Consider the following 20,152-nt stretch of genomic DNA (forward strand, 5'->3'; position numbering starts at 1 on the left):
ATAGTAATACATTATATTTTATTTTTTTGATAATTCTATAAATCAAACCGATAGCAAAAGATTGGTTATTAGTTTTTTTATTTGGGAAAAAATGAAAAACAAACGTCAAAATGTCTCTTGGTAGTAAAAAAATGTAACTTTTGAAGAGTTGATTATGTAATATTAATTGTATCACATATTTTCAAATTAGCTATATTTGCATGTAATTTAAACTTAGAGTATGACTAGGATAATTACACTTTTCTGTTTTCTGATAGTACAATTTAATTTTTCTCAATCAGCCGGAAATTATTTAGAAAAAATCAGAACTAATGAGGCTGCCTTAACTGCATTTTTTCAACAAATGCCGAAAGGAGGCGATTTACACCACCATTTTTCAGGATCTGTTTATGCTGAACCTCTTTTAGAAAGAGTAATTGCCGAAGATTTTTATCTGAATTTAGAAACGATGGAAGTTTCCAAAACAAAACCTAAAAATGGAAATTGGGAAACTTTCTCATCATTAAAAAACACAGGAAAACTTTCTTTTTATAAACAGCAGATAATGCAAACGTGGTCTGCTAAAGACTTTAACGGTGTTTCCGTACCTTCTGATGATTTGTTTTTTGATTCTTTTCAAAAGTTTTCCCCCGCAATCGAAGGACATTTTGCAGAAGGTTTGACAGAACTTAAAAACCGTGCACTTTCTGAAAATGTAAGTTATATTGAAACACAATTGGCTATTATTCCTTGTGATATGAAAGTTGATGATCTAAATGATTTCAACTTGAAACTTCGCCAGGGTGCCATTCAAAAAGATGAAAAAGCGGTTTTAAAACTTCTTGACGATTTGTATAAAAACATAGAGAAAAGAAATGCTAAAAAATATGCCGAAGATTTTAATAGCAATTTTATAGCAAAGCTTCACAAAGATTTAAAAATTGATGATGAACGATTTACAATGCGTTATCAAAATTTTGTATTACGTTTCATGGAACCTGTTGATTTGTTTAAAAACCTAAGTATTGCTTTTATTTCTGCAAATGAAAGTAAACTCGTTGCCGGTGTAAATATTGTCTCTCCTGAAGACGGCGAAACTTCCATGAAAGATTATTGGCTTCATATGGAGATGTTTAAATATTGTCATTCACGTTTTCCTGATGTAAAATATACACTTCATGCTGGTGAACTGACATTGGGACTCGTACAGCCCGAAGAATTAACGTGGCATATTAATTCGGCAATTTATGTTGCTGGGGCTAATAGAATTGGGCACGGAGTTGATATTGCTTATGAAGCAAATTCGTATGATCTACTTCGTTATATGTCAAAAAATAATATTCCCATTGAAATTAATTTAGCCAGTAACGAATTTATTCTCAAAGTAAAAGAGAGCAGGCATCCTTTTACACTTTATAAAGAGTTTAATGTGCCAATTGTAATTAGTACAGATGATGCGGGAATTCTAAGAACTAATATGACAGAACAATATGTTTTACTGGCAAAAAGATATCCGGATGTCTCATACGAAACGATAAAGCAATATGTTTACAATAGTATTAATTACGGTTTTATCCAGGATGCATCTGTAAAAAAAGAGTTACTGAAAGATTTAGATATGAGATTTAAAATCTTTGAAAATCAATTTTCTAAAAATTAAGATTTTAAATTTGAACCCATTTTGAAAATGAATTATATTTATTCAAATGAACATTAGACTTATCGCCATTGGCAAAACCGATAATAAATCATTACAAACTTTAATTGACGATTATACAAAAAGACTGTCGTTTTATATCAAATTTGATTTAGAGATTATTCCTGATATTAAGAATGTAAAGAACTTATCCGAAAGTCAGCAAAAAGAAAAAGAAGGAGAGTTGATATTATCTAAATTAACGCCAACAGACCAACTCATTTTATTGGATGAAAACGGGAAAAATTTCTCTAGTGTTGGTTTTTCGGAAGAGTTGCAGAAGAAGATGAATTCTGGAATTAAAACACTGGTTTTTGTAATCGGCGGACCGTATGGATTTTCAGAAACGGTTTATGGCAAGGCACAAGGTAAAATTTCGCTTTCACTAATGACTTTTTCACATCAGATGGTGCGTTTATTTTTTATTGAACAATTATACAGAGGTTTTACAATTTTAAGAAATGAACCCTATCATCATCAATAAAACAAATCATTGATTATTTATTAATGAAGATTCAGTGATGTTTATAAGAAAAAATAAATAAATTAGCTCCTTCAAAACCATAACCATGACAAACTTACCCAAAGGGAGTAAAAAATTATTGAATGCCTGGGCCTTTTATGATTGGGCTAATTCAGTTTATACACTTACCATTGCTTCGGCAGTATTTCCCATTTTTTATGAAGCCTTATTTTCTGATCGAGGACATTATATAAAAGTTTTTGGATTGGAATTGAAAAATTCAGCCCTGATTAGTTTTGTAACTGCATTTGCCTTTGTATTTGTAGCTGTTTTTTCGCCATTATTATCCGGTATTGCAGATTATGTTGGGAATAAAAAATCATTCATGAAATTTTTCTGCTATGTGGGAGCATTATCCTGCATGGGTTTGTATTGGTTTGATCTTGAAAATATTTACATCGGGTTATTGTTTTATTTTTTGGGTCTAATTGGTTATTGGGGAAGCTTGGTTTTCTATAATTCTTATTTGCCGGATATTGCATTTCCTGAACAGCAGGATAAAATTAGTGCCAAAGGATATTCTTTAGGGTATATTGGAAGTGTAATTTTACTGATTGTTAATTTAATAATGATTATGGGCGCCGCTAACGATGAAGCAAAGATGCAAGCTATGCGATATTCATTTGTTATGGTAGGAGTTTGGTGGATTTTGTTTAGCCAATATACCTATTATTTTTTGCCTAAAGGAAATAAAGAAACAAATCAAAAATTATCAAAACAAATTGTTTTTAATGGGTTTAAAGAATTAAAGAAGGTGTGGGCAATATTGCAAGATAATATTCCTTTAAAAAGATATTTAGGTGGTTTTTTCGTATCGAGTATGGCGGTTCAGACTGTAATGTTGGTAGCGACTTATTTTGGAGCACAGGAAATTCAGTGGTCATCTAAAGAAGAAAGTACCATCGGTTTGATTATTTGTATCTTGATCATACAGCTAGTTGCTGTAATTGGCGCTGTTTTGACTTCTAGGGCTTCGGAAAAATTTGGAAATATTCCAACCTTAATCGGAATCAATATTATCTGGGCAGTTTTTTGTGCTCTGGCCTTTTTTATTACTTTACCAATACATTTTTATGTAATGGCTACGGTTGTCGGATTTGTAATGGGAGGAATTCAGGCTTTGTCGCGCTCAACGTACTCAAAATTATTGCCTGAAACTGAAGATACAGCATCATTTTTTAGCTTTTATGATGTAGCTGAAAAAATAGGAATCGTTATTGGAATGTGTCTTTATGGAATTATAGATCAAATTACAGGAAGCCCTCGTTTGGCAATTGTATTTTTAGCAGCTTTTTTTGTAATTGCTATTTTTCTTTTAAGAAGAGTACATAAAAAATAATCAGTAAATGACATTTCAGCCTAAACGCAATTATAATACATTTGATTCTTGCGTTTTTTATTTAAAATTTAAGTAAACAATAATTGTTAATGACGGTTCAATATTTCCTTGATAAAGAATATAATAATATCATTTATGATAGGGATGGAGCCAATTTTAAGGAATTTGAATGCTGTGTTTTTAATAATTGCAATTTTTCTGCCTGTACTTTTTTAGCCGTTACATTTATTGACTGCGTTTTTAATGATTGCACTTTTTCTGAAGCAAAGATTAATTATGTGGCTTTTAGAACAGTAACTTTTAATCGGTGTGAAATAAAAGAGGTGAATTTCGCCATGTGCGACAAACTCATTTTCGAAATTCATTTTAACGAATGCGTGTTAGATTTTTCAAAATTTTATACCTTGAAAATAAAAGGAACAACATTCACAAACTGCAGTTTAATTGCAGTTGATTTTATGGCTGCTGATGTTACAAGTGTACTTTTTGATAATTGTGATTTGTATCGGTCTGAATTTGACAAAGCAATAGCGAATAAAGCAGATTTTAAGACCAGTTATAATTATACTATCGATCCATCCAAAACAAAACTTAAAAAAGCTGTTTTTGCCTTAAAAGAAGTAAAAGGTTTGTTGTTTAAGCATGATGTAATTGTAAGCTGATCACAGTTTTTTCTCCATTACATAATCTTCCATTACATATCCGTTTCCAATATCAATATTAACTTCATCGATAATTTCAAAACCTATTTTTGTATAAAAACTTAATGCCGAATTGAATCGGTTTACGTTTAAGGAAAGAGCGGTTGAATGATTTTTCAAAGCCAGTTTTTTAATTTCTTCAATTACTTTTTTACCAATACCTTTTCCTTGTGTTTCGGGCAAAAGATATATTTTATGAATTCGGGTTAAAGGTTCATTTTTATAATGATGCTCAATTCCGATAAAACCTAAAGTTGTTTCATCTTCTGAAATCAAATAAAATAATTGCTCTTTTTTCTCGATTTGAATGATTAAAGCTTCGTCAGAATAAATTAAATCCAGCATGTAATCTAATTGTTCTTTTGATAGAATTTTGCCGTAGGTTATTGGCCAGGTTGTATGTGCAATGTTTTGAATTTTAGTAATATCTTCAATTGATGCGTCAGTAATTTTAATCATAACTTTATTTTGTGAAAATCTGATTTTCCTGTTCGCTTACGCGGATAAAAGTGGTTCTTTTTGTCAATTCTTTTAGTCTGGAAGCTCCCACATAGGTACAGGTGCTGCGCAAACCGCCCAAAATATCTAAAACTGTGTTGATGACATTGCCTTTAAACGGAACCTGAACTGTTTTTCCTTCACTGGCTCTGTATTCAGCTACTCCTCCGGCATGTTTGTCCATTGCAGTTGCAGAGCTCATTCCGTAAAATTGTTTGAATTTTTCGCCTTTTATTTCGATCAGTTTACCACCGTTTTCTGTGTGTCCGGCCAGCATTCCGCCAAGCATTACAAAGTCTGAACCTGCACCAAAAGCTTTGGCAACATCACCGGGAGTTGTACATCCTCCATCGCTAATGATATGTCCGCCTAAGCCATGAGCGGCATCGGCACATTCAATGATAGCCGAGAGTTGTGGATAACCCACACCGGTTTTTACACGGGTGGTACAAACTGATCCGGGACCAATTCCGACCTTGACGATATCTGCTCCGGCTAATAATAATTCTTCTGTCATTTCGCCAGTTACTACATTTCCTGCAATAATCACTTTATCTGGATATTGTTGGCGGGTTTGTTTTAAAAACTGCACAAAATGTTCTGAATATCCATTGGCTACATCAATACAAATAAATTTCAATAACGGATTGGCTTTAATAATTTCTGCAATTTTTGAAGCATCTTCTTTTCCTGTTCCGGTGCTAATAGCAATGTAATTATAGAAATCAGGAGATACGTTTTGTAGAAAATTATTCCATTCCTGAGGCGAATAATGTTTATGGATAGCAGTAAATAGCTTTTCTTTAGCTAAAACAGCAGCCATTTCAAAAGTGCCTACAGTATCCATATTTGCTGCCATAATTGGAATTCCTGTCCATCCTGCTGAACTGTGCAAAAAATTAAAATTTCTTTCTAAAGATACTTCAGCCCTGCTTTTTAACGTCGATCTTTTGGGTCTGATCATGACATCTTTAAAGCCTAATTTAAGATCGGTTTCTATTCTCATGAATTTCCAAATTTTTGTTACTTTCAAATATATTAATTTTGAAAGTGACATGGTTTATAGCAACACTAAAACTAATCCTTAGTTATTAACATCGTAAAAAATAATAACTCAGAAATTTGAATGATGTTTTGTTTTTCCTTTTAGTAAAATGAATTTCTTTTGTTTTTTAAGATAAACAGAAAACGGTTTATAGTTAATTACTTATATTTGTCGTCTTAAAAAAATACCAGAAATAGTGAATCATATCAATAAGTTAAAAATATTCAATGACCCGATTTATGGCTTTATTTCTATTCCGAATGAGCTTATTTATGATTTAATCCAGCATCCGTATTTTCAGCGTTTGAGACGTATTTCTCAAATGGGATTGTCGTATTTGGTTTACCCAGGGGCTAATCATACACGTTTTCATCATGCTTTGGGCTGTATGCATTTGATGCAAAAGGCAATTGAAACACTTCGTTTTAAGGGAGTTGCTATTTCAGGTGATGAAGAGTGCGCTTTATTGATTGCTATTTTACTGCATGATATTGGTCATGGACCTTTCTCGCATGCAATGGAAAAGAGTATTGTAGAAGATGTTAACCATGAATCCATTTCATTATTGTTTATGAATCAGCTAAACAATGAATTTGATGGAAAGCTGAGTTTGGCAATTCAGGTTTTTAAAGGAGAATACCACAGAAAGTTCATGCTGCAATTGATTTCGAGCCAGCTGGATATGGATAGAATGGATTATTTAAAACGCGATAGTTTTTACACCGGAGTTGCAGAGGGAAATGTCAATTCTGAGCGTCTGATCCAGATGATGAATGTTGAAAACGATGTTTTAGTTATAGAAGAAAAAGGGATTTATTCAGTAGAAAAATTTCTATTATCAAGAAGATTAATGTACTGGCAGGCTTATTTGCATAAAACAAGTCTGGTAGCCGAATTAATTTTGATGAAAGTACTGAAAAGAGCTAAGGAATTAACATTGAAAGGAATTAAATTGCCTTGTAGTGAGCCTCTTTTATATTTCATGCAAAATAAGATTTCACTTGAAAATTTTGATGCTGAAAAATTAGATTTATTTTCTCAGTTAGATGATTTTGATATTATTAGCGCTTTGAAAGCATGGCAGAAGCATAATGATTTTATATTGTCTACTTTGAGTAAAATGATCATTAACAGGGATTTATTGAAAATTAAAATGAGTGCTGATAAAATTCCAATGGAGGAATCTCAGGCAATGAAAGAAGAATTTGCGGAAGAACATAATATTTCCCAGCTCGAGGCAGGCTATTTTATTTTTAGAGGAAAAATTAAAAATCAGGCTTACAGTAAAGAAGCAGAACCTATACGAATTTTGAAAAAAGATAAAACAATTGAAGATGTTGTTGAGGCATCTGACCAGTTGAATTTGAAATCGTTATCTAAATTGGTGACAAAATATTATATCTGTTTTCCAAAACAACTTATCTAAAATTAACATTTAAAACCTATTTTTTATATTTTTGTCGGGATGAAATTTACAGCAGAACAAATAGCAGGAATTTTAGAAGGAGAAGTTGTTGGTGATCCCAATGCAGAAGTTTCCCGGCTTTCTAAAATAGAAGAAGGAGAGGAAGGTTCTCTTACTTTCCTGGCAAATCCTAAATATATTAACTACATCTATACAACAAAAGCATCTATTACAATTGTTAATGATTCTTTTGTTCCGGAATCTGAAATTACGACCACTTTAATTAAAGTTGAAGATGCTTATGCGTCTTTTTCAAAACTTTTGGAATTTTATAATCAGGTTAAATTAAATAAAAACGGAATCGAGAAACATGCTTTTCTAACTGAAGGTACTAAATATGGTGAGAACATGTATTTGGGAAGTTTTAGTTATGTAGGTCAAAATGTAACTTTGGGTAATAATGTAAAAATATATCCAAACAGTTTTATTGGCGATAATGTTGTTATTGGTGATAATGTATATATTTTTGCAGGCGCTAAAATTTACTCTGAAACCATAATTGGTAATAATTGTACGATTCATTCTGGGAGTATCATTGGAGCTGATGGTTTTGGTTTTGCCCCAAATGAAGATGGTGAGTATACCAAAGTTCCGCAAATTGGGAATGTTATTATAGAAGATAATGTAGATATTGGTGCCAATACTACAATAGACAGGGCAACACTGGGGTCTACAATTATTAGAAAAGGAGTAAAATTAGATAATCAGATCCAGATTGCACATAACGTAGAGATTGGCAGGAATACTGTTATCGCAGCTCAATCAGGGGTTGCAGGCTCAACAAAAATTGGTGAAAACTGTATGATTGGAGGTCAGGTAGGTATTGCAGGACACTTAGTAATAGGAAATAATGTTCGCGTGCAGGCACAGTCAGGAATTGGCAGAAACATTAAAGATGACGAAGTTTTGCAGGGAAGTCCAACTTTTGGTTATAGTGATTTTAGTAAATCTTATGTGCATTTTAAGAACTTGCCTAAGATTGTTGCCGAATTAGAAGAATTAAAGAAACAAATAATAAACCCAAAAAATGGAAATAATGGTTAAACAGAAGACCATCAAGAATGAAATTTCACTAACAGGAGTTGGATTACATACTGGAAAAGAAGTTACTATGACTTTTAAACCTGCTCCGATTAATAATGGTTTCACTTTTGTTAGGATTGATTTGCAAGGTCAGCCAATAATTGAGGCAGATGCCAATTATGTTGTTAACACACAAAGAGGTACTAATTTAGAGAAATTAGGTGTGAAAATTCAAACTCCTGAACACGTTTTAGCGGCATTAGTAGGGTGTGATCTGGATAACGTTATTATAGAATTAAATGCTTCAGAACTACCTATTATGGATGGTTCTTCAAAATATTTTGTTGAGGCTATTGAAAAAGCCGGTATCGAAGAGCAGGATGCAAAACGTAATGTTTATGTAGTAAAAGAGGTAATTTCATTTACTGATGAGGCTACAGGTAGTGAGATTTTAGTTATGCCAAGTGATGATTATCAGGTTACTACAATGGTAGATTTTGGAACTAAAGTTTTAGGTACTCAAAATGCAACATTAAAAAGCATTTCTGATTTTAAAGATGAAATTTCAAACTCGAGAACGTTTAGCTTTTTACACGAATTAGAATCTTTATTAGAAAACGGACTGATAAAAGGTGGCGATTTAAATAACGCTATTGTTTACGTAGATAAAGAGATTTCTGATTCTACGATGGAGAGTCTTAAAAAAGCCTTCGGAAAAGATGAGATTTCTGTTAAACCAAACGGTGTTCTTGATAATCTGACTTTACATTATCCAAACGAAGCTGCAAGGCATAAACTGTTGGATGTTATTGGTGATTTATCTTTGATTGGAGTTAGAATTCAGGGAAAAATTATTGCTAATAAACCTGGGCATTATGTAAATACTCAATTTGCAAAAAAATTAGCAAAAATTATAAAAATAGAGCAGAGAAACCATATTCCGGTTTATGATTTAAATCAGGAGCCTTTGATGGATATCCATAAAATCATGGCTGTTTTGCCTCACAGACCTCCATTTTTGTTAATTGACAGAATTATTGAAATGTCATCAAGTCATGTAGTGGGATTGAAAAATGTTACCATGAATGAAAATTTCTTTGTGGGTCATTTTCCTGATGCTCCTGTAATGCCAGGGGTATTAATTGTTGAAGCAATGGCACAGACAGGTGGGATTTTAGTTTTAAGTACAGTTCCGGATCCTGAAAATTATTTGACATATTTTATGAAAATAGATAATGTTAAATTTAAACACAAAGTTTTACCAGGAGATACTCTAATATTCAAGTGTGATTTGATTTCTCCTATCAGAAGAGGAATATGTCATATGCAGGCAAATGCTTATGCAAACGGAAAATTAGTAGCTGAAGCAGAATTAATGGCTCAAATTGCGAAAAAACAATAATTAATCAAAATTATTGTTTACGTTTGTTGCCTAAATTAGACTATTTATTAAAATATAAAAAATACAGATGAATCAACCATTAGCATATGTTCATCCTGGCGCTAAAATCGCTAAAAACGTTGTAATTGAGCCTTTTACAACAATTCATAATAATGTTGTTATTGGTGATGGTACCTGGATAGGTTCAAATGTAACTATCATGGAAGGTGCGAGAATTGGTAAAAATTGTAACATTTTTCCAGGTGCTGTAATTTCAGCAGTTCCTCAGGATTTAAAATTCGGAGGGGAAGATTCCCTGGCTATAATTGGAGATAATTGTACAATAAGAGAATGTGTAACTATAAATAGAGGAACAATAGCTTCTGGACAGACAGTTATTGGTAATAATTGTTTGATTATGGCAACCGCACACATAGCTCATGACTGCCATGTAGGTAATAATGCTATTATTGTTAATGGAGTTCTTTTAGGAGGTCATGTTACTATTGGTAATTATGCCATAATTGGAGGTTTGTCTGCAGTTCACCAATTTATTAGTGTTGGAGATCATGCTATGATTTCCGGAGGATCGTTATTAAGAAAAGATGTTCCGCCATATACCAAAGCTGCAAAAGAACCTTTATCCTATGTTGGTATTAACTCAGTAGGACTAAGGAGAAGAGGTTTTTCAACCGAAAAAATTAGAGAGATACAGGATATCTACAGAATTTTATACCAAAAAAATTATAATACTACTCAGGCACTGAGTATTATAGAAGCAGAAATGGAAGCTACTCCTGAAAGAGATGAAATTTTAGATTTTATCAGAAATTCATCAAGAGGTGTAATGAAAGGATATTCAGGGAATTACTAAATAAAATTTATTCGGCAATTTGTATCGCTTAATCTTAATCGAAACAATTGATGAATACAAATACTAAATAAAAAACAAAAAAATGGCATCTACATCAGATATTAGAAACGGATTGTGTATTAAATTTAATCACGATATTTATAAAATCATTGAATTTCTTCACGTAAAACCAGGAAAAGGACCAGCTTTCGTAAGAACAAAATTAAAAAGTTTAACTTCAGGAAAAGTATTAGATAATACTTTTTCAGCAGGTCACAAAATTGACGTTATTAGAGTTGAAACACATACATTTCAATTTTTATATCCGGAAGGCGATGAGTTTCATTTTATGAATGCTGAAACATTTGAGCAGATTTCTTTAAATAAAAATATTCTTGATGCCCCGGATTTATTGAAAGAAGGAACAAATGTAATGGTTCAGATCAACACAGAAACAGATTTACCGTTATCAGTAGATATGCCTGCATCTGTAGTTCTGGAAGTTACTTATGCTGAACCAGGTGTAAAAGGTAACACAGCAACAAATGCAACGAAATCTGCTACGGTTGAGACAGGAGCAACAATAAATGTTCCGCTGTTTATCAATGAAGGTGATAAAATAAAAATAGATACTGCTTCAGGTTCTTATATGGAGCGTGTAAAAGAGTAATTTTTTAATTGATATAATTTGGCAATGAGTCAGTTAGGTAATTTGTGAATCGGCATAATTTTGTATATTCACATTCTAATTGACTCATTTCTAATTAGTACATTTTCTAATTATAAAATATGAAATTTCCAAAGGTTCACTCTTTACTAGAAATTGCAAATTTGCTTAACTGCGAATTTATTGGTGATCAAAACTTTCCGGTTGCAGGTATGAATGAGATACATGTGGTTGAAGCTGGGGATATTGTTTTTGTAGACCATCCAAAATATTATGATAAAGCTTTACAATCTGCTGCAACAATTGTCTTAATCAATAAGAAGGTAGATTGCCCGGAAGGTAAAGCACTTTTAATTTCTGACGATCCTTTCAGGGATTTTAATATCCTTACAAAACATTTCAGGCCTTTTCAATTTTCTAATGTTGCTATTGCTTCATCTGCTAGAATTGGAGAAGGAACTGTTATTCAGCCGAATTCTTTTGTTGGAAACCATGTTACAATTGGCAAAAACTGTCTGATACATTCAAATGTTTCTATTTACGATCATACTGTAATTGGGGATAACGTTATTATACATGCCGGAACTATTTTAGGAGCTGATGCATTTTATTATAAAAAGCGTCCGGAAGGTTTTGATCAGTTGATTTCAGGAGGAAGAGTTGTTATTGAAGACAATGTTGGTATTGGTGCTCTTTGTACAATTGACAAAGGTGTATCAGGGGATACAACTATTGGTGAAGGAACAAAAATTGATAATCAGGTGCATGTTGGACATGATTCTGTTATAGGTAAAAAGTGTTTAATCGCTTCTCAAACAGGTATTGCAGGATGTGTAATCATTGAGGATGAAGTAACGCTTTGGGGACAGGTTGGAACTACCAGCGGAATTACAATTGGTGCAAAAGCTGTAGTTATGGGACAAACAGGTGTCACTAAATCGATAGAAGGTGGAAAATCTTATTTTGGAACTCCAATAGAGGAGTCGAGGGAAAAATTGAAACAGTTAGCCAATATCAAAAAAATTCCTGAAATTTTAAGTAAATTGAAATAACTATGTCTATCAAAGAGTTTGTTCAAAAATTTTATAAATCGGATGCCCTGATTGATAGTGAAATTTTTAAAACCTATCTGCATCCTGATGTTATCATTGAATGGAATAGCAGCAAAGGTTTAATCCATATGGATTACGATTCTATAATACAAATGGCAAATGAATTAAACCGTGCTTATGTTCGTTCAAAAGTAAGGATTACTCATATAATTGCCGAAGATGATTTGGTTTCAGTCCGTTACTCCCATTATGTAAAAACCATCGAAAATCCTCGTGAAGAAATGTTATTAGCCCATTTTTTTACAATTTGGCAGATAAAAGACGGTAAATTATATCGTGGTTATCAAATGAGTCAATTTTCGTGATATTTTTTGCCGATAAAAAAGGTGAAAATAAGTTACAAAACCTTACTTTTGCATCACAATTTTAAAAACTACATAAAATATATATCATGAGTGTTTTAGTTAATAAAGATTCCAAAATAATTGTTCAGGGATTTACAGGTAGCGAAGGAACTTTCCACGCTTCTCAAATGATTGAGTACGGTACTAATGTTGTAGGTGGTGTAACTCCTGGAAAAGGAGGAACTAGCCATTTAGATCGTCCGGTTTTTAACACAGTAAAAGATGCTGTAGATCAGGCTGGAGCTGATACATCGATCATTTTTGTTCCGCCAGCTTTTGCTGCTGATGCAATTATGGAAGCTGCTGACGCTGGAATTAAAGTAATCATTGCTATTACAGAAGGAATTCCTGTAGCAGATATGATTAAAGCAAATAATTATGTTAAAGAAAGAAACTCAAGATTAATCGGACCAAACTGTCCTGGAATTATTACTCCGGGTGAGGCTAAAGTTGGTATTATGCCAGGTTTTGTTTTCAAAAAAGGTTCAGTTGGTATCGTTTCTAAATCAGGAACTTTAACTTATGAAGCTGCTGACCAGGTTGTAAAACAAGGTTTAGGAATCACTACTGCAATTGGTATTGGTGGTGACCCAATTATTGGAACTACAACTAAAGAAGCTGTAGAATTATTAATGAACGATCCTGAAACTGAAATCATCATCATGATTGGTGAAATTGGAGGTCAATTAGAAGCTGATGCTGCTAAATGGGTTAAAGCTGATGGTAACCGTAAACCAGTTGTTGGTTTTATCGCAGGAGAAACTGCTCCAGCTGGTAGAACAATGGGTCACGCAGGTGCTATTGTTGGTGGTTCTGATGATACAGCTGCTGCTAAAAAACAAATTATGAGAGACAACGGAATACATGTTGTTGATTCGCCAGCTGAAATTGGTAAAAAAGTAAAAGAAGTACTTGGATAATAATTTCAATACTTAAAATAATAAATGTAAAAAGTCTCAATATTTAGTTGAGACTTTTTTACATTTTAAAAGGCTGAGGTATAAAACTAAAAACTTAGCATCTCAGAACCTCAGTATCTTAGAAGCTTAAAAAAATAATATGAGTAAAGAATTAAAAAAGTTTAAAGTAAGCAGCAGTTTTACTTTTACTGTAGAAGATAGTTTAGAGCAAGTTTGCAATGCCCCGGAATCCGGAGCCGGAATATTTGTGGTTTATGCTGTTGAAGGTGATGCGAAAGAATTAATCATGGTAGGTTCTACAGGAACTGTTCAAAATGACGGAACATTAAAAAGTAAAAATGGCGGCTTGTACGATAAAATTGTAAATGGTCATCAGTTTGCAAAAACCGGAAGAAAATATTCATGGCCGGCACAAATGAAGTTGGAGAATATCTCAGCTTTAGAAGTAGTTTGGTATGAAACATTCAACGCTGATACAAAAGGAATTCCAACAACTGTTGAAGGGCAGGTTTTGCAGAATTTCTTAGATGAAAATGCAAAATTGCCAAGATGGAATGTAGCTTTTTAAAATTCAACATTAATAAATTCATAAAAAAAAACCTTGCTAAATAGTAGTAAGGTTTTTTTTTGCGCATAGAATAAGAAAAGCTAAAAAGTTTAAATATAAGGTTACTTTTTTGTAAAAAAATTGGTTTTAAATTTCAGGGTTCATATATTTATAAAACAAAAACTAAATATAATGTTAAATTATTGTTTTGTTTTTGTGATTTACACATATTATTTAATGTTGAATTGACTTAAGTTGTAATAATTTTTTAGGATAATTACACAATTGTGAATTCTACAAATATTTCAATATAAATAAAAAATATTTATGAAGACCTTAATCTTACCATTAGATGCCCACGATGATCATAAACTCTGGAACAAGCTTAAAAGGGGTGATGAAAGGTCATTTTCTTTACTTTTTGAAAAATATTATGGAGATTTAATTCATTATGGAAATTCATTTTCACCTTTTACAGAAAAGGTTCAGGATTGTGTGCAGGATGTATTTGCAGATATTTGGCTCTATCGGGAATCCTTGCAGGAACCCAAAGTTGTAAAAGCTTATTTGTTATCAAGCGTCCGAAAAAGGATTGCACGATTGTATAAACGTGACCATATTTTTAAAAAAATCACAAACACAGATTCAATTGAATTTCTTTTTGATTTTTCGGTAGAACATGAACTTATTGATGATGAAGCTACTGCAGAAAATGTGCTTTATCTCAATAAATTACTAAATGAATTGCCTTCACGCCAAAAAGAAGCATTATTTTTAAGATACAACCAAGGATTATCAGTCGAACAAATTGCAGAAATGTTAGATGTGAATTATCAATCGGCAAATAATCTTTTACACCGCGGTTTACTTAAGCTTCGCCAGGAATGGAAGGGAAGCTTTTCTATTCTGGTGTTACTTTCCTCTGGGATTATTTAAAATTATCTTAAAAAAATTAAAAAAAAATCATAAATAGGTGAGTATATAATAAAAAAACTGTCCTCTATGTTTTTGTAACCTTATTCTATAGATGCAAAAACGTAATTATTATATCGAAATTGAAGATTTTTTAGCCGATCCGTCATTTCAGTTGTGGGTTTTGTCCAAAATTGATGATCAAGGTTGGGAAGAATGGACTTTAGAAAATCAGCAAAGGGCAAAATTGGTTGAAGATGCCAGACTTTTATTGTTGGCAATGAAAGTACCGACCAATAAAATTTCTTACTCAGAGCTTACTACTGCATTACAATCAACCTGGATCAAGATTGAAGAAAAAGAGAATCGAAACAAAAGCATAATAGACAAATCATTTAAGTATTTAAAGATGTATTGGGGTAGTATTGCCGCTACTTTATTTTTTGCATTTTTATCACTTTGGTTTTATCATAATACATTTGATAGTGATCATACTATTGTCACATATAAGGAACTTGTAGAAGAAAATAATGAAGGGCTCGTTGAGCAGACGAATAATTCTAATAAACCACAAATAATTACTTTGTCAGATGGCAGTTCAGTTTTATTACAGCCAAACAGTAAATTAAGTTACCCTAAAATCTTTACCGGAAATCAAAGAAAAGTGTATTTATCGGGGGAAGGTTTTTTTGAAATTAGTAAAAACCCCAAAAAGCCTTTCCTTGTTTATGCTAACGAAATTATTACAAAAGTTGTTGGTACTAGTTTTAGGGTAAGGGCTTATTCAGATCAGCCGAATGTTGAAGTACTTGTACGAACCGGTAAAGTTAAGGTAAGCTCAAATGAATTGACAGGAAATTCAAAGCAAGAGGTTGTTTTATTACCTAATGAAGCCTTACGTTTTTTAAGAAAAGATCTGATTTTTAATAAAATAAACAATATAACAGAGGATAAATCATTAGTTAGTAATGTTGGCAATATTGAACAATTAAGTTTTGAATTTACCGATATTCCGGTAGGACAGATTCTTAGAACAATAGAACAAGCCTATCTGGTTGAAATTGATTTTCCTAAAGATAAATTAAAAGATTGTCATTTAACCACTTCATTAAGTGATCAGCCGTTATCAGAAAAACTTAAAATTATTTGCAAGAGTATTGGCAATGATACGAGTTTTGAGATGAATGGAAATCAAATTGTAATATCATCTCAAGGCTGTAATTAAGTTTTGATAATGAATATGTATAATAAATAAATAATAATCAACTTGCTGCCTATGTAAAAAAAACAAAAGTGCCGAAATGCTGTAACATATTCGACACTTATAAAAATTAAATAAATCTCTGTAAAGATTTATTTATTGCGTTCTAAAAATACACGTGAATAGTATTAATCAAAACAAACCAAAATTATGAAAAAACCAGTTGTGAAACAACGATTACTCCATCGAATCATGAAAATAACGCTATTTCAGTTCGTCTTAGCACTTGTGTTTTCAAGTGTTACCATGGCAAACAGTGTGATTGGACAAAGAAAACTAGATACGAAAGTTACCATTGCAGTTGAGAATTTAAGTTTGGATAATACGTTGTCTAAACTTGAAAAATCTGCACACGTGAAATTTTCATACAATTCAAGATTGCCACAGCTAAGTCAAAAAGTTAGTATTGAGGCAAATCAGGAAACTCTGGAAAGTATTCTGAACAGAATTTTGAAGCCATTCAATATTACTTATGCAGAAATAAGCAATCAGATTATTTTGCAAAAAAACACAAAATTAGATGGTTTTTCTACAGATGAATCACATACATCCTTATTTGAAATATTGTCAGCCGGACCTATTATAAAAGGAAAAGTTACAGATATAAATGGTAGCCCTCTTCCTGGGGCAACAATACTTGCAAAAGGTACTAAAATAGCTGTACTGACTGATTTTGATGGAAATTTTTCTATAGAAATGCCTGCTAATAGCAATCAGTTAGTAATTTCTTATGTAGGTTTTGAAACCAAAGAAATTGGAATAGAAGATACTTCTCCCACTATTGTTTTAAATGAAGCAGGACAGAACTTAAAAGAAGTTATTGTTACAACTGGATATGAAAAAACTTCCAAAAGGACTTTTACAGGAGCGATTAGTAAAATCTCAGCTGCTGAACTAAAAGTTGACGGAGTCGTGGATGTGAGTAGAATGATTGAAGGAAAAGCTGCTGGTGTTACCGTTCAAAACATTACAGGAACTTTTGGTACAGCACCTAAAATCACAGTCCGTGGATCTTCTTCCATTTTTGGAGATACCAAACCATTATGGGTAATTGATGGAGTAGTACAGGAAGATATTATCAACTTAACATTTGCAGACTTAGCATCTGGTAACTCTGAAACTTTATTAAGTTCATCCATTGCGGGTTTAAATGCAAATGATATCCAAAGTATTGAAATTTTGAAAGATGCTTCTGCGACTTCTATCTATGGATCAAGATCTTTAAATGGAGTTGTGGTTATTTCTACAAAACAAGGTCGTAGAGATTCTCCTTTAAAAGTAAGTTATTCATTAGAGCAAACTGTTAGAGCTGTTCCAAATTACAGTCAATACGACATTCTGAATTCTCAGGAATCTATGAGTATTTTTAAAGAAATGGAAGCTAAAGGATATTTAGATTTACCTTCAACTGTAAATGGAAGATATGGGGGCGCCTATAATATTTTAGGCAGGGCTATCAATACTTATGTGCCAGAAACGGATAGTTATTTAGTTAATAACGATCCTGTTAGTCGTAATAATTTCTTAAAGAAATACGAACTGGCAAATACGGATTGGTTTAGTGTTTTATTCAGGCCATCTATTACGCAAAATCACTCTTTGAGTTTCTCTGGTGGTGGAAAAAACAATACATTTTATGCATCTTTAGGATATTATACAGATCCGGGATGGACTATTGCCGATGATGTTAAACAAATTTCATCAAATATTAAGGGCACATTTTATGTAAATGACAGATTAAATGTTACGCTTTCTACAATGGCTTCTGTTCGTGATCAAGGAGCACCAGGAAGTTATGAAAGTGAAAAAGATGTTGTTTTTGGAAAAGTAACGCGTGATTTTGATATCAATCCATTTAATTATGTATTAAATACAAGTAGAACTTTAAGACCATATGATGAAAATGGAGATTTAGAGTACTACAGAAATAACTGGGCTAAAATGAATATTATCAATGAATTGGAGAATAATTTCATGGAAATTCAAGTTAAAGACATCCGTTTTCAATTGGATTTGGATTACAAAATTAATCCCCATTTGAATTATAATTTAACGGGTTCTGCTCGTTTTGCAAATACAAGTCGGGAGCATAAAATTATGGAGAATTCAAACGTAGTTGGAGCTTATAAAGCTGGTACGCCGGATGGTGAAGATGGAGTAAATACATTAGTAAGGGATGCTAATATCTTTTTATATCAGGATCCTAATGATTTAACAGCTCCTAAAGTTTCTGTTTTACCAAATGGAGGTTTTTTAAGAAAATTTACTAATGACTTAACTTCTTATAATTTAAGAAATAGTGTTAATTACAGAAACATATTTAATGATAAACATGAATTAGAAGGTTTATTTGGTACTGAGTTAAGAGTGGTTGACAGAAGCAGTGATAATTTTACTGCCGCCGGCTTACAATATGACAGAGGTCTGACTGCATTTACTGACCCTAGAATTATTGAAAAAATCATCAACGGAGGAGATTCTTATTATGGTTTTAATGAAGAAAAAGAAAGAACAGTAGGTTTCTTCGGAAAAATAGGATATACATACGATCGTCGTTATACTGCTTCTGTTACAGGGCGTTATGATGGATCAAACAGACAAGGAAACAGTAATTCTTCAAGATGGTTGCCAACATATACTTTTAGTGGAAAATGGAATGTGGCTGAAGAAAAATTCATGAAAAATATTGCGTCTGTAAATACTTTGGCATTAAGAGCTTCTTACGGACTTACTGCAACTGCAGGACCTGCAACAAACTCTTTGGCAATTTACAAGAGTTATATAACAGATCGTTTTAATCTTGATGACAGAGAAACCGGAATTCAGATTGATGAGTTACAAAATGGAAGTTTGACTTGGGAAAAACAATTTGAAACTAACATAGGTCTTGATCTTGGAATGTTTAACAATAGATTTCAATTAACGACAGATATTTACAGTCGTAAAGCATTTGATTTAGTTGATTATGTAATTACTTCCGGAATTGGTGGTCAAAGAATCAGACAAGGAAATAATGCTGATATGGAAACTAAAGGTTTAGAAATTGGCTTTACAACTAAAAATATTGATAGCAAAGACTTTAAATGGTCTACAACTCTTAATTTTTCTGTTTACAAACAACAAATTACAAAGCTAGAAAACACACCTACAGCATTTGATTTAATAGATGCAAATGGAGGTAACACACTTGGTCATCCTAGAAATTCATTGTATTCATACCAATTTACTGGTCTGAACAATCAAGGTTTACCAACTTTCATAATGGCTGATGGGGAAACAGATAATGTTACAGGGGCAAATTTTCAGGACAATTTAAATGTTACAAAGTATTTAAAATATGAAGGATCTATTGAGCCAAACAAATCAATAGGTTTAGCAAATACGTTTACTTATAAAAATTGGTCTTTATACGTGTTTTTTGTTGGATCAGGAGGAAACAAAGTTCGTTTAAATCCAGTTTATGATAGTACTTATGATGATTTAACAGTTTTCACAAAGGACTTTACCAACCGATGGATAAATCCTGGAGATGAGAATTTTACAAATGTTCCTGTTATTGCAGATAAACGTCTGAATGCAAATTATGGTGGAGAACGTACATTAGCAAGAGCATATAATACATATAACTATTCAGATGTGCGTATCGCTGATGGAGATTTTGTGAGACTAAAAAACATATCATTGAGTTGGGAATTTCCAAGTGATTTCAAGAGAAAATTAGGGCTTAGCACTTTTACATTAAAAGGTTCAGCAGTTAATCCCTGGCTAATTTACTCTGACAAGAGATTAAACGGTCAGGATCCTGAATTTCGTAATTCAGGAGGAGTAGCTTTACCGGTAACATCTCAATATACTTTTACTTTAAACCTTTCATTTTAATAGTTAA

Annotated in this window: 18 protein-coding genes; 16 read left to right on the top strand and 2 right to left on the bottom strand. The window is 32.4% G+C overall.

The annotated features are described in order from the left end of the window. Window positions 1-220 precede the first annotated feature (220 nt). The 4 genes from OZP09_RS22175 (at window position 221) to OZP09_RS22190 (ending at window position 4,199) form a co-directional block, all read left to right on the top strand. Window positions 221-1,639 carry an amidohydrolase family protein gene (locus tag OZP09_RS22175; RefSeq protein ID WP_269235784.1) on the top strand — a complete coding sequence of 473 codons (1,419 nt, stop codon included), beginning with the start codon at window positions 221-223 and terminating at the stop codon, window positions 1,637-1,639. 46 nt (window positions 1,640-1,685) lie between these two features. Continuing rightward, window positions 1,686-2,159 (top strand): 23S rRNA (pseudouridine(1915)-N(3))-methyltransferase RlmH, encoded by a 474-nt coding sequence (gene rlmH, locus OZP09_RS22180; RefSeq protein WP_269235785.1) that lies wholly within the window; start codon window positions 1,686-1,688, stop codon window positions 2,157-2,159. A gap of 85 nt (window positions 2,160-2,244) precedes the next feature. Further along, window positions 2,245-3,537 carry an MFS transporter gene (locus OZP09_RS22185; RefSeq protein WP_269235786.1) on the top strand — a complete coding sequence of 431 codons (1,293 nt, stop codon included), beginning with the start codon at window positions 2,245-2,247 and terminating at the stop codon, window positions 3,535-3,537. Window positions 3,538-3,626: 89 nt separating this feature from the next. Further along, window positions 3,627-4,199 carry a pentapeptide repeat-containing protein gene (locus tag OZP09_RS22190; RefSeq protein ID WP_269235787.1) on the top strand — a complete coding sequence of 191 codons (573 nt, stop codon included), beginning with the start codon at window positions 3,627-3,629 and terminating at the stop codon, window positions 4,197-4,199. On the opposite strand, the gene OZP09_RS22195 is transcribed toward OZP09_RS22190, so the two are convergent. After that, window positions 4,200-4,697 carry a GNAT family N-acetyltransferase gene (locus tag OZP09_RS22195; protein ID WP_269235788.1) on the bottom strand — a complete coding sequence of 166 codons (498 nt, stop codon included), beginning with the start codon at window positions 4,695-4,697 and terminating at the stop codon, window positions 4,200-4,202. A gap of 4 nt (window positions 4,698-4,701) precedes the next feature. Beyond that, a complete protein-coding gene (locus OZP09_RS22200) occupies window positions 4,702-5,742 on the bottom strand; it encodes a GMP reductase (protein ID WP_269237764.1) in 1,041 nt (346 codons plus the stop codon). A gap of 235 nt (window positions 5,743-5,977) precedes the next feature. Here OZP09_RS22200 and OZP09_RS22205 point away from each other — a divergent pair, with 235 nt between their 5' ends. The 12 genes from OZP09_RS22205 to OZP09_RS22260 all read left to right on the top strand — a co-directional run bounded on the left by OZP09_RS22205 (window position 5,978) and on the right by OZP09_RS22260 (window position 20,145). Next, the gene (locus tag OZP09_RS22205; protein ID WP_269235789.1) at window positions 5,978-7,207 is read left to right on the top strand and encodes an HD domain-containing protein; all 1,230 of its coding nucleotides are present in this window, start codon (window positions 5,978-5,980) and stop codon (window positions 7,205-7,207) included. Window positions 7,208-7,246: 39 nt separating this feature from the next. Continuing rightward, window positions 7,247-8,290, top strand: coding sequence for a UDP-3-O-(3-hydroxymyristoyl)glucosamine N-acyltransferase (lpxD, locus tag OZP09_RS22210; RefSeq protein ID WP_281310020.1), 1,044 nt, complete (start codon window positions 7,247-7,249; stop codon window positions 8,288-8,290). Then, on the top strand, window positions 8,283-9,671 hold the full coding sequence (locus OZP09_RS22215) for a bifunctional UDP-3-O-[3-hydroxymyristoyl] N-acetylglucosamine deacetylase/3-hydroxyacyl-ACP dehydratase (RefSeq protein ID WP_223683304.1): 1,389 nt from the start codon (window positions 8,283-8,285) through the stop codon (window positions 9,669-9,671). Before lpxD ends, OZP09_RS22215 begins: the two co-directional genes overlap by 8 nt. Window positions 9,672-9,738: 67 nt before the next feature. Next, the gene (lpxA, locus tag OZP09_RS22220) at window positions 9,739-10,524 is read left to right on the top strand and encodes an acyl-ACP--UDP-N-acetylglucosamine O-acyltransferase (protein WP_223683305.1); all 786 of its coding nucleotides are present in this window, start codon (window positions 9,739-9,741) and stop codon (window positions 10,522-10,524) included. 82 nt (window positions 10,525-10,606) lie between these two features. Then, on the top strand, window positions 10,607-11,173 hold the full coding sequence (gene efp / locus OZP09_RS22225; protein WP_223683306.1) for an elongation factor P: 567 nt from the start codon (window positions 10,607-10,609) through the stop codon (window positions 11,171-11,173). 119 nt (window positions 11,174-11,292) lie between these two features. Continuing rightward, window positions 11,293-12,222 (top strand): UDP-3-O-(3-hydroxymyristoyl)glucosamine N-acyltransferase, encoded by a 930-nt coding sequence (locus tag OZP09_RS22230; RefSeq protein WP_269235792.1) that lies wholly within the window; start codon window positions 11,293-11,295, stop codon window positions 12,220-12,222. Window positions 12,223-12,224: 2 nt separating this feature from the next. After that, a complete protein-coding gene (locus OZP09_RS22235; protein ID WP_269235793.1) occupies window positions 12,225-12,587 on the top strand; it encodes a nuclear transport factor 2 family protein in 363 nt (120 codons plus the stop codon). An 86-nt stretch (window positions 12,588-12,673) separates the two neighbouring features. Continuing rightward, window positions 12,674-13,546, top strand: coding sequence for a succinate--CoA ligase subunit alpha (gene sucD / locus OZP09_RS22240; protein WP_110308046.1), 873 nt, complete (start codon window positions 12,674-12,676; stop codon window positions 13,544-13,546). A gap of 139 nt (window positions 13,547-13,685) precedes the next feature. Beyond that, the gene (locus tag OZP09_RS22245; protein ID WP_281310021.1) at window positions 13,686-14,114 is read left to right on the top strand and encodes a hypothetical protein; all 429 of its coding nucleotides are present in this window, start codon (window positions 13,686-13,688) and stop codon (window positions 14,112-14,114) included. Window positions 14,115-14,420: 306 nt separating this feature from the next. Next, complete coding sequence (locus OZP09_RS22250) at window positions 14,421-15,029, top strand: RNA polymerase sigma factor (RefSeq protein ID WP_269235795.1); 609 nt, start codon at window positions 14,421-14,423, stop codon at window positions 15,027-15,029. 91 nt (window positions 15,030-15,120) lie between these two features. Continuing rightward, window positions 15,121-16,230: a FecR family protein gene (locus OZP09_RS22255; RefSeq protein ID WP_269235796.1), complete on the top strand. Its 1,110-nt coding sequence runs from the start codon at window positions 15,121-15,123 to the stop codon at window positions 16,228-16,230. A gap of 186 nt (window positions 16,231-16,416) precedes the next feature. Beyond that, window positions 16,417-20,145 (top strand): SusC/RagA family TonB-linked outer membrane protein, encoded by a 3,729-nt coding sequence (locus OZP09_RS22260; protein WP_269235797.1) that lies wholly within the window; start codon window positions 16,417-16,419, stop codon window positions 20,143-20,145. The last annotated feature ends 7 nt before the right edge of the window (window positions 20,146-20,152 follow it).

It is taken from the genome of Flavobacterium flavigenum, from assembly GCF_027111255.2.
GTDB classification, from domain to species: Bacteria; Bacteroidota; Bacteroidia; order Flavobacteriales; family Flavobacteriaceae; genus Flavobacterium; species Flavobacterium flavigenum.

What these genes read in the sequence shown, in the direction of transcription:
- OZP09_RS22175 (WP_269235784.1), top strand. Translation starts at nt 221, where the DNA reads ATGACTAGGATAATTACACTTTTCTGTTTTCTGATAGTACAATTTAAT.
- rlmH (WP_269235785.1), top strand. Translation starts at nt 1,686, where the DNA reads ATGAACATTAGACTTATCGCCATTGGCAAAACCGATAATAAATCATTA.
- OZP09_RS22185 (WP_269235786.1), top strand. Translation starts at nt 2,245, where the DNA reads ATGACAAACTTACCCAAAGGGAGTAAAAAATTATTGAATGCCTGGGCC.
- OZP09_RS22190 (WP_269235787.1), top strand. Translation starts at nt 3,627, where the DNA reads ATGACGGTTCAATATTTCCTTGATAAAGAATATAATAATATCATTTAT.
- OZP09_RS22195 (WP_269235788.1), bottom strand. Translation starts at nt 4,697, where the DNA reads ATGATTAAAATTACTGACGCATCAATTGAAGATATTACTAAAATTCAA.
- OZP09_RS22200 (WP_269237764.1), bottom strand. Translation starts at nt 5,742, where the DNA reads ATGAGAATAGAAACCGATCTTAAATTAGGCTTTAAAGATGTCATGATC.
- lpxD (WP_281310020.1), top strand. Translation starts at nt 7,247, where the DNA reads ATGAAATTTACAGCAGAACAAATAGCAGGAATTTTAGAAGGAGAAGTT.
- OZP09_RS22215 (WP_223683304.1), top strand. Translation starts at nt 8,283, where the DNA reads ATGGTTAAACAGAAGACCATCAAGAATGAAATTTCACTAACAGGAGTT.
- lpxA (WP_223683305.1), top strand. Translation starts at nt 9,739, where the DNA reads ATGAATCAACCATTAGCATATGTTCATCCTGGCGCTAAAATCGCTAAA.
- efp (WP_223683306.1), top strand. Translation starts at nt 10,607, where the DNA reads ATGGCATCTACATCAGATATTAGAAACGGATTGTGTATTAAATTTAAT.
- OZP09_RS22230 (WP_269235792.1), top strand. Translation starts at nt 11,293, where the DNA reads ATGAAATTTCCAAAGGTTCACTCTTTACTAGAAATTGCAAATTTGCTT.
- OZP09_RS22235 (WP_269235793.1), top strand. Translation starts at nt 12,225, where the DNA reads ATGTCTATCAAAGAGTTTGTTCAAAAATTTTATAAATCGGATGCCCTG.
- sucD (WP_110308046.1), top strand. Translation starts at nt 12,674, where the DNA reads ATGAGTGTTTTAGTTAATAAAGATTCCAAAATAATTGTTCAGGGATTT.
- OZP09_RS22245 (WP_281310021.1), top strand. Translation starts at nt 13,686, where the DNA reads ATGAGTAAAGAATTAAAAAAGTTTAAAGTAAGCAGCAGTTTTACTTTT.
- OZP09_RS22250 (WP_269235795.1), top strand. Translation starts at nt 14,421, where the DNA reads ATGAAGACCTTAATCTTACCATTAGATGCCCACGATGATCATAAACTC.
- OZP09_RS22255 (WP_269235796.1), top strand. Translation starts at nt 15,121, where the DNA reads ATGCAAAAACGTAATTATTATATCGAAATTGAAGATTTTTTAGCCGAT.
- OZP09_RS22260 (WP_269235797.1), top strand. Translation starts at nt 16,417, where the DNA reads ATGAAAAAACCAGTTGTGAAACAACGATTACTCCATCGAATCATGAAA.